Source organism: Bacillus sp. FSL K6-1005 (genome assembly GCF_038000225.1).
Classification (GTDB): domain Bacteria; phylum Bacillota; class Bacilli; order Bacillales; family Bacillaceae; genus Bacillus; species Bacillus mojavensis.
Window position 1 is genome coordinate 3,693,354 of sequence record NZ_JBBOBP010000001.1, and the last position, 14,246, is coordinate 3,707,599.

Below are 14,246 nucleotides of genomic sequence, written 5' to 3' on the forward strand. Positions count from 1 at the left end.
TTACTTTTATTACAAAAGGAGAGAGGAAATGAAAAAAAGAAAGAGGCGGAACGTTAAGAGATTCATTGCCGTATGTTTAGTGTTGGCTCTAATGATTTCATTATTGCCAGTAGATGTACTGGCAAAAACTTCAGAAGAAGAGTCCGGAAATCGTGTCGCAACTGCTGATCCGGAAGAAACCCTTCTGAATGATCAAACAGAGAAAGCTGTACCATTTAATGAGAAGGATATAAACAAAGAGGGAGAAATCACCTCAGAAAGAACGGAAAACACAAAGCTTTATTATGAAGGGGACGGTGTTTATAAACAGGAAGTATACCTTGATCCTATTCATACAAAAGAAACATCGAATGCAGACTGGGAGGAGATTTCTCCTGAATTAAAAGAAACGACAAGCAAACAAGTTGAAACTGAAAATGCTGTTTTGAATTCAGATTTTCAAAAACAAATGAAGAACGGACTTTATGCGACTTTTGAGCACAATGATCACAAGCTTACATATTCACTTGTAGAAGCAAAAGGTCCAAATAAAACTTCACTTACTCCGAAAGATACTCCAGCAGATTATAAGACTGATGGTAATGAGATTGTTTATCCGGATGTTTTTCCGAACATTGATCTTCAGACTTTCACATTCAACGAAAACATAAAAGAAGATGTAGTCCTTCATCAGTATGATGGATACAACACATTTTCATTTCAGGTCACAACCGATTTGCAGGCAAAAGAACAAGAGGACGGATCAATAGATTTTTCTGATGAAAAAGGAAAAGTTGTTTTTTCTGTGCCTAAACCTTTTATGACTGATTCAAAACTGGATGAGCTTTCCGGAGAGGTGGGACGATCAGAAAAAGTCAGCTATAAGCTGGAAAAGAATGATGAAGGGTATTTGCTTCATCTCACGGCAGACGAGAACTGGCTGAAAGACCCTGAACGCGTGTATCCAGTGTCTATCGACCCGTCAACGTCCTTATCTGTTTCATCAGATACGTTTGTCATGAGTGCCTACCCAACGACCAACTATTCGGCATCTTCACAGAAATGGGATGCTAATCTGAAGGCCTATGTACTGAAAACGGGTTATTACGACAAAACAACAGGCACAAACTATGCGTTCATGAAATTTAACAATTTAAAACCGATTCAAAATATGACTGTCACCAAAGCGACATTAAAAACATACGTAGCCCATTCCTATTACGGAACAAAGGCAACTGGTCTTTGGCTGGATACGGTCAACAGCAATTATGATCATGCAAAAGTAACTTGGAACACAAAACCCGCGTCTAAAAATATCGGAAAAGCTGACGTTCATAAAGGACAGTGGGCGAGTTACGATGTGACTGCGGCTGTAAAGGCATGGAACTCCGGCGGGGCCAACTATGGATTCAAGCTTCATGCAAACGGAAACGGTAAGGAATACTGGAAAAAACTAATTTCCTCAGCGAACTCAAACAATAAGCCTTATATTGAAGTGACATACACCATCCCGAAGGCGAGCACACCTGCTGTTAAAGCATACAATAACGGGAACGGCACTGGTTTTTTCAATATCAGCTGGAAAAAGGCCGAGGGTGCCAAAGGCTATAAGGTATGGATTTATAATGGGAAAGAATATCAAGCGATCTCAGTCGGCAACACGACATCCTGGAGCACAAAAGGGAAAAACATTTGGCCGACAAGTGCAGAAATTTCATCCGGTAAGTACAAGCTTCACCTTGATGGCAAAGGCGGTACTGAATTAGCGCTAGATCCATCTCCAGTGTATAAAAACTCCGGCGGAAGCTATGCCACAAGCAAAAACTATTGGATTGGCGTCAGTGCAATCTTTGATCAGGGAGAAGGAGCGATGTCCGCACCGGCAAAGCCTGTTATCCCTAATGTAGGAAAAGCGCAAGCACCGTCAACAAAGGGCTTTAATAATGGGAATGCCACAGGATACTTCGATCTTTCTTGGAAAGCTGTATCCGGTGCAACAGGCTATAAAGTCCAAGTGTTCAATGGGAAAGGCTTTGAGACACTTGATCTCGGAAATCAGACGTCTTGGACCACCAAGGGGAAAAAGATCTGGCCGACAAGTGCAGAAATGAAAGCGGGAAAATATGCTCTTCACCTAAAGGATGGAAACGGAGCAGAGCTGCCGATCAATCCCGGACCAACCTATAAAAACGCCGGTGGGGATGCAACCAAAAAAAATTACTCATTTAAGATAATCGCCTATAACAAAGACGGCGAAGCCATCGCATCACCGGCTGCCAACCCGACACTTCCTGATATCGCTAAACCAAAGAACTTATCCGGTTATGTGTATACAAACACAAAGTCGAGTCAAACCGGCTATGTGAATTTGATATGGGAAAAGGTTCAAAATGCGAAAGGCTATAAAATTAATATCTATAATGGCAATGAATATCAGTCCTATGATGTTGGGGACGTGGATCATTGGACAACCCAAAATAAAAACATTTGGCCGACTTCTGAGGAAATAAAAGCCGGAAGCTACAAGCTGCATACAGACGGAAAAGGCCGTGAATTGGCACTTGACCCGTCACCTGTCTATAACAATGCAAATGGAAATTATAAAGGGAAGAAGAATTATTCCTTCACTCTTTCCGCCTATGATGCGAATGGTGAAACGATCCCGACAGCACCCTTTAACCCAACGTTCCATGAAGGCGCAGAATTCCTTGGAACAGAAGAATACTGGTCTATCATTGATATCCCAAGCGGCCAGTTAAACGGTGCGACAGGAAATGTCATTGTGAATGAAGAAGATCTGTCAATTGACGGGCGCGGACCGGGACTTGGCTTATCGAGAACCTACAACAGTCTTGACAGCTCCGATCACTTATTTGGACAAGGCTGGTATGCTGATGCAGAAACATCTGTCATCTCGACGGACGGCGGGGCAATGTATATTGATGAAGACGCTACTACTCATCGCTTTACTAAAAAAGGCGATGGCACGTATCAGCCGCCGACCGGTGTCTATCTTGAATTAACAGAAACAGCTGATCAGTTCATATTAAAAACAAAGGATCAAACAAACGCTTATTTCAATAAAAAAGGCGGCAAGCTTCAAAAGATAGTGGATGGCCACAACAATGCAACCGTCTACACTTATAATGACAAGAATCAATTGACAGCCATTACAGATGCACCAGGCCGCAAGCTCACATTCACATATGGTGAAAATGGCCATGTGACTTCGATCATCGGGCCTAAGAATAAGAAAGTCACCTACTCATATGAAAATGATTTGCTGAAGAAAGTCACGGATACAGATGGGACTGTCACAAGCTATGACTATGATGGTGAAGGACGCCTTATCAAACAATATTCAGCCAACAGTACCGAAGCAAAGCCTGTCTTTACCGAATATCAGTATAGCGGGCACCGTCTCGATAAAGCGATTAACGCTAAGAAAGAAACATATGTCTATCGCTATGATGCTGATAAAAAGACGCTTCTCATGACACAGCCGAATGGCCGGAAAGTACAGTACGGCTATAATGAAGCGGGAAATCCGATTCAGGTCATTGATGATGCGGAAGGGTTAAAAATTACAACGAATACAAAGTATGAAGGCAACAATGTCGTAGAAGATGTAGATCCAAACGACGTCGGAACAGGAAAAGCAACGGAAAGCTATCAATATGACAAAGATGGCAACGTTACGTCTGTTAAAGACGCATATGGAACTGAGACATACGAATACAACAAAAACAACGATGTCACAAAGATGAAGGATACCGAGGGCAATGTCACGGATATTGCCTATGACGGACTAGATGCTGTATCCGAAACCGATCAGAGCGGAAAATCATCTTCAGCAGCCGTTTATGATAAATACGGAAATCAGATTCAATCCAGCAAAGAGTTATCAGCCTCAACCAATATCCTGAAAGATGGAAGCTTTGAAGCGCAAAAATCCGGCTGGAATTTGACTGCATCTAAAGACAGCGGCAAAATCTCAGTGATCGCCGATAAAAGCGGAGTTCTTTCTGGATCAAAGGCATTGGAAGTCTTGAGTCAATCAACGTCTGCCGGAACAGATCACGGGTATTCGTCAGCGACTCAAACAGTTGAGCTGGAGCCGAATACAACCTATACATTAAGCGGGAAAATCAAAACAGATCTAGCGAAATCAAGAGCCTACTTTAACATTGATTTGCGAGACAAAGATCAAAAACGAATTCAATGGATTCACAATGAATACAGTGCATTAGCCGGAAAAAATGACTGGACAAAACGGCAAATCACTTTTACGACTCCTGCGAATGCAGGAAAAGCTGTTGTGTATATGGAAGTCGATCATAAAGATAAAGATGGCAAAGGAAAAGCATGGTTTGATGAAGTTCAGCTGGAAAAAGGCGAAGTATCGTCAAGCTATAACCCAGTTCAAAACAGCAGTTTCACATCAGCAACGGAAAACTGGAGCGCAAGCGGGGCATCCGTTGATTCTGAAGAAGGCTTTAATGATGACGTATCATTAAAAGCTGCCCGGACCAGTGCGTCCCAAGCCGGATCAGTAACAAAACAAACCGTTGTCTTAGGGCAAAGTACAAACGACAAACCAGTTTATCTCACACTGACAGGAATGTCGAAAGCCAGCAGCGTCAAGTTCACAGATGAAAAAGACTATTCTCTGCAGGCGAATGTCACTTACGCGGACGGAAGCACAGGCTTATACAACGCGAAATTCCCTTCTGGAACACAGGAATGGAACCGCGCAGCTGTTGTTATACCAAAAACAAAGCCGATTAATAAAGTCGATATCAGCATACTGTTCCAAAAGAGTGCGACAGGAACAGCGTGGTTTGATGATATCCGTCTGATTGAAGGAAGCCTTTTAACAAAAAGCACGTATGATAGCAATGGAAACTATGTGACCAAGGAAGAAGACGAACTAGGTTACGCTACTTCAACTGATTACGATGAAACGGGTAAGAAAACGGCTGAAACGGATGCAAAAGGTGAAAAAACAACCTATACGTATGATCAGGCAGACCAGTTGACAAACATGACGCTCTCCAACGGCACGTCTATCCTTCACAGCTATGATAAGGAAGGCAATGAGGTAAGCAAAACCATTCGGGCGGGAGCAGATCAAACCTATCAATACGAATATGATGTCATGGGCAAGCTTGTGAAAACAACTGACCCTCTGGGCAATGTGCTAGCAAGTGAATATGATGCCAACAGCAACCTGACCAAAACCATTTCACCGAATGGCAACGAAGTGTCTCTTTCTTATGATGGAACAGACCGGGTGAAATCAAAATCGTATAACGGTACAGAAAAATACAATTTCACATATGACAAAAATGGAAATGAAACTTCGGTCGTTAATAAAGAGCAGAACACCACAAAGAAACGGACATTTGACAACAAAAACCGTTTAACCGAATTGACTGACCGCGGCGGCAGCCAAACTTGGACATATCCTAGTGACTCCGATAAGCTGAAAACCTTCTCATGGAGCCATGGGGACCAAAAAGGAACGAATCAATTTACGTATAACAAACTGGATCAAATGGTTGAGATGAAAGACAGTACATCTTCCTATTCATTTGATTATGATGAAAATGGCAACGTCCAAACCTTTATTACGGGCAACGGCGGCGGAACAAGTTTTTCATATGACGAAAGAAACCTTGTAAGCTCGCTGCATATCGGTGACAAAAATGGCGGAAGCATTCTGACAGAAAGCTATGAATACGATGCAAACGGCAACCGCACAACGATAAACAGCTCAGCAAGCGGCAAGGTGAAATATGAGTATGGAAAGCTGAATCAACTTGTCAAAGAAACCCATGAAGACGGTACTGTCATTGAATACACATATGACGGATTCGGGAACCGGAAAACCGTTACAACTGTAAAAGACGGTTCAAGTAAAACGGTGAACGCTTTCTTCAACATCATGAACCAGCTGACAAAAGTCAATGATGAAAGCATGTCTTACGATAAAAACGGCAACCGCACATCCGACGGCAAATTCACATATACGTGGGATGCAGAGGATAACCTGACTGCCGTTACAAAAAAAGGCGAAGACAAGCCATTCGCAACATACAAATATGACGAAAAAGGAAACAGAATCCAAAAAACCGTCAACGGAAACGTCACGAACTACTTCTATGACGGAGACAGCCTGAACGTCTTGTATGAAACAGACGCGGACAACAAAGTCACAAAATCATACACGTACGGTGACAGCGGCCAGCTGTTATCCTACACGGAGAATGGCAAGAAATATTTCTATCATTACAATGCACACGGAGACGTCATCGCGATCTCAGACAGCACTGGAAAAACCGTTGCCAAATATCAGTACGACGCATGGGGAAATCCAACAAAAACCGAAGCAAGCGATGAAGTAAAAGACAACCGCTACCGCTACGCAGGCTACCAATACGACGAAGAAACCGGCCTGTACTATCTCATGGCCCGCTACTACGAGCCAAGAAACGGCGTGTTCCTATCGCTCGACCCAGACCCGGGCAGCGACGGAGACTCATTGGATCAGAATGGGTATGCTTATGGAAACAATAACCCGGTGATGAATGTTGATCCGGACGGGCATTGGGTATGGCTAGCAATTAATGCTGGATTTGCGGCTTATGATGCTTACAAAGCATATAAATCTGGTAAGGGCTGGCGAGGTGTTGCTAAAGCTGCAGCTATCGGTTTAATAGGGGGGACGGCTTTAAAAGGTGCTAAAATTGCATATCGTGTATATCGTCTTAACAAAGTGCATAAAGCCCCAGCCCATGTGCGAAAGGTAGCACATCATATATATAAAAAAGGAAACGCGCCAAAGGGATATAAAGGTGGAAGGAATTATCGGAATAAACCTAAAAAGAAGCGCCATTGGAGACTTCCTAAAAAACATAGTTATAGGGAATATGATGTTCACCCATATAGAAAGGGAGTTAATAGAGGAGCTGAAAGGATTGTATATGGAAGTAATGGAAGAATGTATTATACAAAGAATCATTACAAAACTTTTAGAAGAATAAGGTGAAATTAATTATGAGTTGGTATCCATTAAATGAGGAGAATAATGATTATATATGGAGTCAAGTTAATGGTATTATCAAATGGAAACCAGGCAGTGAATTCTATAAAATAAAGCCTCCTAAGCCATATAGCGTTTTTGATGTATCTATAAATATTGATAAAGAAACGATAGATGATTTAGAGTCAAAGATGCTAAAAGCTTTCCAGGCTTGCACTACTCCACAGGAGACAATGTATGCACTGGATTGGCAGCATGAATCCTATGTTTTTCATCCCCACGGACGGATTCCAAAAGATGAATTTGGTGAGTGGCCTGTACCAATTTTTCCAAATGGAGATTACTATTTCTTTTTTCATCAGAATTTTGAATGGGGAGTGCTAGGTGATCCTTGGCAACAAACAATTACTCTGTTTGGTGAGAAAATATTAAATCAAATAGAGCATGATAAGCCGATAATTTTCGGAGAAAATATATAAATACTAATCAAAACTATAAGAAATTATGTGTTTTTAAAAGGTAGGTACCGACACCAAATCTTAAAAGTCCACCTGTTTTTATCGGTGGGCTTTTTTATAAAATTCAAAGGGGAAATAAAGCTTATAGTACAGACTTTTTAGTTTAGTTATTATTCAGAGGTAATTGAAAATTTTAATTTCTAAGGTATAGAATTTAGATCAGACGCTACTTTTTTATTAATATGAACAGCGTATTGATAACCTTATTGAGGTCTAATTGTGGATATAGTTTTTTGAAGTAAGTGCCAAACAAAGTCAAATCAATGCTGATCTTCAAGGATATTAAATATTACTCCAGTGTATAAAGAATGGCGTTTTTATCGGGAAACAGATCACGTGCTTGGTGCCATTTATACGATTGAGTTAGCAGCTGTTTATCATTCCCGTTCAATTGTTGTCACATTCAAAGACGTTTCAGCCGTTACGATACGAGATATGGAAACCCTAACGGATCTGTCTGATGGGTTTCTAAATATTAAAATGCAGCCGCAAGGCATGTACCTTGTGGAAGAATGGGAGGAGCAGACGTTCCGCTTTTATTGCCGGCAATATGAGGTGGTGGAAGGGAGAGGATCGCGTGTTTGAAAAACTGAGAAAAAGACAGCAAGAGCTTGAAGAAACGCCGTATCCTGATGAATTGTACGGCTTTGAAGCGGAAATATATGAGTTTTTTATGCTTGTTGCTGGCAGTCTGGGTTATGTGCTGGCGAATAAAAGGATGCCCCGGCATCAGCGGTATTCGTTGGAGAAAAGCTTTTTTGAGCAGTATCCTGACATCCCGCTGGATATGATCAAACACGATACTGATTTGTATCATCACATTCTTTTGTACGAGCAAGTCAGACAAGAGATTTGCGCTGCGCTATCCAACTGATAAGGAGAAGTTTATGGAAAAAACCTCTATAAGCAGTATCGGCAATTTGGACATGATCGAGCTTAAACCTGACCAAACCGTTATGTCATGCGAGCTTGAAGATGCTGAGTCTTTTTATCGTTTTTGGCAAGGGCTTGCCTGTGAGCGAATCATGATACAGGTGATAACGGGTGGTTCATTTATAGAAGACCTGTCAGAGTTTTTCAAAGGCTATGCTTACAAAGTGACGAAGCTGGCGAAAAGGCAATTTCATTTCCAATGCGTAGTACATGAAACAGACCGGGGCATTGCAGATTTTCTCTTTCTGTTAGCTTCCATCAATGATGATGTTTTTCTGATCACTGACCCTCAACCAAAAAACTATCTTTCCGAAGGCAAACTCCAGTGCCTAACGGACTCAGGCGAACGGATCATGTGGTTTGAATACGATGCTGCGGAGATCTATATGGTTGGCGATGAAACATAAAAGGAGGAGGAATCCATATGAATATCACACAATATGAGAAAATGAAACAGCATCTTTCTGATGTGGATACAGGTCCATTTACATTAAACGAGTTTACTTTCTATATGAAAGAAGATGATCGTTATATTCATATTCCTGTGTTTGAATTAAAACTATCTGCTCAAACCTGTGACATTCATTTGCGGTTTGAAGACATCAGTGCATCAAAGCTGGATGACCTTGAATCCATCGATTCGGTTGACTTGGAGCTTTTACCGACTGACGACCAATGGGAAAGGCTCCGTTATTATGTGTATGACGAAGAAAACCAAATAAGCTTCTATTGCGGAGGATGGGATGTAATCAAGTGTGACAAGAAGTCACACTGATTTTCCCCACTTTCCAAGCGTTCTTGCTTTTGTTGCGGCATATGTCACGAGAAACGGGATAGTCACAATCAGAAAAAACAAAGGTATCCAATTTGATAATCCGGTTACATAATGGAGTGTAATGGACAAGAGAGTCAGGAAACTGAAGGTGCAGGTGACATTTCGAATGTCTTTTTCACTTCTTTTATATTTCTCTCTCATGGTGGATGGATCACTGTATATCGGCGAAGTCCCGGGCACAGCCGAAAAGATATGCATACCTTGTGAAGAGCAAACACGCTCCCACCCGGCCGCTTCAAACATCTCGGTGTATTCCGCCAAGCTTTCTTCCCCAACATCATGATAATCAATACTGTAGATCAACTTCCGCGGCTCAGCTTTTCTAAGCTTATACCCCATAACCGCAAAAGAATCGAGCACCCAGCCTTTGCTGGCCATGTCACTTAGTCTCTTCATATCCTTTTCTTCTGAAAAAGCCAAGCCTTCGGACATCATATATTTTTTCTGTTTCATGATGAATCCCCTTTCAATTGTTGAAAAGCGCGTTCGCCGTGTTCAGCCATCACCTTTCTGCGCTGCATTTCTTTTTTGAGTAATTCTTGGCCGTGCAGGGTGGTCTGGTACACTTTGCGGCGCGGGTTGTCGTTGTTGACAAGCTCAATGATCTCTTCCTGCAGTAATTTCTTTAACAGTGTATATAAGGTAGCCGGGCCGATCGTAAAGGAGTCATCGGTCATGTCCTCAATCTCCTGCATGATCGAATATCCGTGTTTTGGCTCCAGCAAGGTTAAGACAATATAATAGGCTGCGTCGGTAAGCTGATCCATTTCCTGCGGACGTTGCTTTGGCAAGCGGTCACCTCATTTCTTATATCAACTAATGATATATCAATTATTGATATAATAAAATCTTCCTTTTCTTTTGTCAATACAATTTTTTTCTGCGTTCAGTCATCATAAAGAAACAATCACCGAGTATGCATTAACGAATGCGTTTTCATAGAGGGGGATTCTTAATGAAAAAATGGATAACGGCGGGTTTTGTGATGATGTTGATGTTGTGTTTCAGCGGGGCAGAGAGTTTGAAGGCGTCTGAGCCGAAGGTGTATCAGTTTGACTTTGGGAGCGGTTCGGTTGAGCCTGATTACATTGGGGTAAGGGCGTCTGACCGTTATAACCCATCAAAGGGCTACGGTTTTCAAACGCCGGAACATATGAAGGATGTGGCGGCATCCGGGACGGGCGTGAAAAGTGATGCGGTTCAATTTTTGGCGTATGGGACGAAAAGCGACAACACGTTTAATGTGGATCTTCCGAATGGTCTTTATGAGGTGAAGGTGACGCTGGGCAATACGGCGAGGGCAAGTGTGGCGGCGGAGGGTGTGTTTCAGGCCATCAATATGACGGGAGACGGTGCGGAGGATACGTTTCAAATTCCTGTCACCGACGGGCAGCTGAATCTGCTGGTGACTGAAGGCAAGGCGGGTACCGCTTTTACGCTCAGCGCCCTGAAGATCAAGAAATTGTCTGATCAGCCGGTGACAAACCGAACGATCTATATCGGCGGCGATTCGACGGTGTGCAATTATTATCCGCTCAACAGCAGCAAGCAGGCGGGCTGGGGGCAAATGCTGCCTCACTATGTCGACAAGCGTACCTTTCAAGTGAGAAACATGGCGTCAGGCGGGCAGATTGCGAGAGGGTTTCGAAATGACGGACAGCTTGAGGCGATCTTGAAGTACATCAAACCGGGTGATTACTTTATTTTGCAGCTCGGCATTAACGATACAAATCCGAAGCATAATGAATCTGAAGCGGAATTTAAGGAGATTATGCGTGATATGATCCGGCAGGTGAAAGCAAAGGGAGCGGAAGTCATCCTTTCAACACCTCAGGGCCGGGCGACCGATTTCACTTCTGAAGGCATCCATTCGTCTGTAAACCGATGGTACAGGGCTTCTATATTGGCTTTGGCCGAAGAGGAAAAAACACATCTTATTGACTTGAATGTCCTCAGTTCGGCATACTTTACATCGATCGGTCCGGAAAAAACGCTCGCGCTTTATATGGATGGAGATACACTGCATCCGAACCGCGCGGGGGCCGATGCACTGGCGCGATTGGCCGTTCAGGAACTAAAAAGACAGGGGATTGATGGCTTCTAAAACGTCATTTTTCGGCAAAACACATACGCTGCCGTAAATTAGAGTATAATGAGAACATCTGCAAGAGACAGGAGTTTATACATGAGTCATTTTAAAAACTATCAAATCAGTCATGACATTTTACGAGCATTGGAAGGACTGGGGTATACAGAACCGACCGAGGTGCAGCGAAGCGTGATTCCGGCAGCCCTTGAACGAAAAGATCTTGTCGTCAAATCACAGACGGGAAGCGGGAAAACGGCTGCGTTTGGCATTCCTCTCTGCGAGCTGGCGGATTGGGACGAAAACAAACCGCAGGCACTGGTGCTGACGCCGACCCGTGAGCTTGCCGTGCAAGTAAAAGAGGATATCACGAACATCGGAAGATTTAAACGAATCAAAGCCACAGCTGTGTTTGGAAAATCATCTTTTGATAAACAAAAAGCCGAGCTGAAGCAAAAAAGCCATATCGTTGTCGGCACTCCGGGGCGTGTCCTGGATCATATTGAAAAAGGCACGCTGCCGCTGGATCGCCTTTCCTATCTGGTCATTGATGAAGCGGATGAGATGCTGAATATGGGCTTCATCGATCAGGTGGAGGCGATTATCAAGCATCTCCCGGTTAAGCGCACAACGATGCTGTTTTCTGCGACACTGCCAGAGGATATTGAGAAATTAAGCCGTCAATATATGCAAAACCCAGAGCATATCGAAATCAAAGCGGCTGGCCTCACCACAAGGAATATTGAACATTCGGTGATTCAAGTCAGAGAAGAGAATAAGTTTTCTTTGCTGAAGGATGTACTCATCACTGAGAACCCGGACAGCTGCATCATTTTTTGCCGGACGAAAGAGCATGTGAATCAGCTGACCGATGAATTGGATGACTTAGGATATCCATGCGATAAAATTCACGGCGGGATGATTCAGGAAGACCGCTTTGACGTCATGAATGAATTTAAAAGAGGCGAGTACCGTTATTTAGTCGCGACAGACGTCGCCGCGCGGGGGATCGATATAGAGAATATCGCCCTTGTCATCAACTATGATCTGCCCCTTGAGAAAGAAAGCTACGTACACCGTACAGGACGGACAGGGCGAGCCGGGAATCAGGGAAAAGCAATTTCATTTGTGGCACCGTTTGAAAAGCGGTTCCTAGCTGAAATAGAAGACTATATCGGATTCGGGATTCAGACATTAGAAGCCCCGTCCCAAGAGGAAATCGCAAAAAAGAAACCGGATTTTCTCGCTAAACTGAAGGACCGTCCGAAAATCAAAAAGGACAAAAGCGAAGAGCTGAATAAAGACATTATGAAGCTGTACTTTAACGGCGGAAAGAAAAAGAAAATCAGAGCCGTTGATTTTGTCGGAACGATCGCTAAAATCGACGGGGTTTCTGCTGATGACATTGGCATCATTACAATCATGGATAACGCCTCGTACGTAGAAATTTTAAACGGAAAAGGCCCTCGTGTTCTCAAAGCCATGAAGGATACAACCGTCAAAGGGAAAAAGCTTAAGGTGAATAAAGCGAATAAATGATGAATGACCTGCTCCCAGTTAAAGGGGCAGGTCATTTTTGTGATGGCTGACATCGGCACTGTTCTCTTCCGGCACAAACGCGAGGATGACAATTCCGATCACAAACAAAATGATCAGGCTGAACACCGCAGTCGAGGATTTCCCGGTCAGCTGGGCGGTAACGGCAATGAGCAGCGGCCCCATAATCGAGGCGAATTTCCCGAAAATATTGTAGAAGCCGAAGAATTCATTTGCATGGTGTTTTGGGACGAGCTTGGCGAAATAGGAGCGGCTTAATGCTTGAATGCCGCCCTGCGAGGTGGCGACAAGCATGGCTAGAATCCAGAAATCAAACGTCGTTTCCAGAAAATACGCATATACGCATACAATCATATATATGACGATGCCAACGTACAGCATTGTTTTCCCCGTAAAGCGCTCCGCCAGTCTTCCGTATAAAATGGCAAACGGCGCGGCGACGACCTGAGTGACAAACAGGATGATCAGGAGACTTGTGGAACTGATACCCAAGTCTGACCCGTAGGACGTCGACATCGTAATAATGGTGCCGACCCCGTCGATATAAAAGAAATAAGCGAGCAGAAAGAGGAACAGCGCCCGGTACTGCCGGATCCGTTTCATCGTTTGCCCGAGGCGTTTAAAGCTGTTGGCTATGATGCGGGGTTCTTTTTTGATGTAATAGCGCTGATGCACGTTTTTCAGCATCGGAATGGTAAACAGCCCCCACCAAGCGGCCGTTATAAAAAAGGACAGCTGGCTTGCGGCAGACACGGACATCGGAATTGTTTCTGCTTGTGCAAGCAGGATGACGGCGATGCTGAGGATAAATGGGATCGTGCTGCCGATATAGCCTAAACCAAAGCCGCGAGCGGAAACAAGATTCATTCGCTCCTCAGGCGTGACGTCAACGAGGAAGGCGTCGTAGAATACATTGGCGCCGGAAAAACCGGCAGCCGATATGGTGTAGAACAGCAGCAAAAGCAGCCAATGTTCACTAGGAATTAAGGCAAGCGCCGCAGTGCTGGCGACACCGGCAGACACAAAGAAACCGAAAAACTTTTTTTTGCAGCCTTCATAGTCGGCGATGGTTCCTAAAATCGGGCCGAGCATGGCGAGAATAAAGGTAGAAATCGCTATCGTATAGCCTAAATAAGCAGTAGATTGAGCAGCGCTGACACCGCCTTCCGCAGCGGCTGATTTATAAAACAACGGAAATACTGCGGTTGTGACGACTATTGAATAAGCAGAGTTTGCCCAGTCATATACAACCCAGCTGTTTTCTTGTTTCGTAAAACGTTTCATCTGCAGAGC

General features: G+C 43.6%; 10 protein-coding genes and 1 pseudogene. 8 read left to right on the forward strand and 3 right to left on the reverse strand.

From position 1 onward, the window contains the following. The first annotated feature begins 28 nt into the window (after window positions 1-28). From NST16_RS19125 to NST16_RS19150, 6 genes and pseudogenes are all read left to right on the forward strand, one after another. A complete protein-coding gene (locus NST16_RS19125; RefSeq protein ID WP_340888063.1) occupies window positions 29-7,030 on the forward strand; it encodes a DNRLRE domain-containing protein in 7,002 nt (2,333 codons plus the stop codon). Between the two features lie 8 nt (window positions 7,031-7,038). Continuing rightward, complete coding sequence (locus NST16_RS19130) at window positions 7,039-7,503, forward strand: DUF2716 domain-containing protein (protein WP_340888065.1); 465 nt, start codon at window positions 7,039-7,041, stop codon at window positions 7,501-7,503. 375 nt (window positions 7,504-7,878) lie between these two features. Next, window positions 7,879-8,127, forward strand: coding sequence for a hypothetical protein (locus tag NST16_RS19135; RefSeq protein ID WP_340888067.1), 249 nt, complete (start codon window positions 7,879-7,881; stop codon window positions 8,125-8,127). After that, a complete protein-coding gene (locus tag NST16_RS19140) occupies window positions 8,120-8,416 on the forward strand; it encodes a YxiJ family protein (RefSeq protein WP_340888069.1) in 297 nt (98 codons plus the stop codon). Before NST16_RS19135 ends, NST16_RS19140 begins: the two co-directional genes overlap by 8 nt. A gap of 13 nt (window positions 8,417-8,429) precedes the next feature. Continuing rightward, window positions 8,430-8,882, forward strand: a complete 453-nt coding sequence (locus NST16_RS19145) for a hypothetical protein (protein ID WP_340888070.1) — start codon at window positions 8,430-8,432, stop codon at window positions 8,880-8,882. A gap of 17 nt (window positions 8,883-8,899) precedes the next feature. Beyond that, a pseudogene (locus NST16_RS19150) lies at window positions 8,900-9,028 on the forward strand (hypothetical protein); the annotation flags it as partial. A gap of 213 nt (window positions 9,029-9,241) precedes the next feature. On the opposite strand, the gene NST16_RS19155 reads toward NST16_RS19150, so the two are convergent. After that, window positions 9,242-9,763: a DUF2812 domain-containing protein gene (locus tag NST16_RS19155; protein ID WP_340888072.1), complete on the reverse strand. Its 522-nt coding sequence runs from the start codon at window positions 9,761-9,763 to the stop codon at window positions 9,242-9,244. Next, the gene (locus tag NST16_RS19160; protein ID WP_168749152.1) at window positions 9,760-10,101 is read right to left on the reverse strand and encodes a PadR family transcriptional regulator; all 342 of its coding nucleotides are present in this window, start codon (window positions 10,099-10,101) and stop codon (window positions 9,760-9,762) included. The genes NST16_RS19155 and NST16_RS19160 overlap by 4 nt, the downstream gene beginning before the upstream one ends. A gap of 164 nt (window positions 10,102-10,265) precedes the next feature. Here NST16_RS19160 and NST16_RS19165 point away from each other — a divergent pair, with 164 nt between their 5' ends. Beyond that, window positions 10,266-11,414: a rhamnogalacturonan acetylesterase gene (locus NST16_RS19165; protein ID WP_340888074.1), complete on the forward strand. Its 1,149-nt coding sequence runs from the start codon at window positions 10,266-10,268 to the stop codon at window positions 11,412-11,414. Between the two features lie 81 nt (window positions 11,415-11,495). Continuing rightward, a complete protein-coding gene (locus NST16_RS19170; RefSeq protein WP_340888077.1) occupies window positions 11,496-12,935 on the forward strand; it encodes a DEAD/DEAH box helicase in 1,440 nt (479 codons plus the stop codon). A gap of 18 nt (window positions 12,936-12,953) precedes the next feature. On the opposite strand, the gene NST16_RS19175 is transcribed toward NST16_RS19170, so the two are convergent. Then, window positions 12,954-14,237: an MFS transporter gene (locus NST16_RS19175; RefSeq protein WP_340888078.1), complete on the reverse strand. Its 1,284-nt coding sequence runs from the start codon at window positions 14,235-14,237 to the stop codon at window positions 12,954-12,956. Window positions 14,238-14,246: the final 9 nt, after the last annotated feature.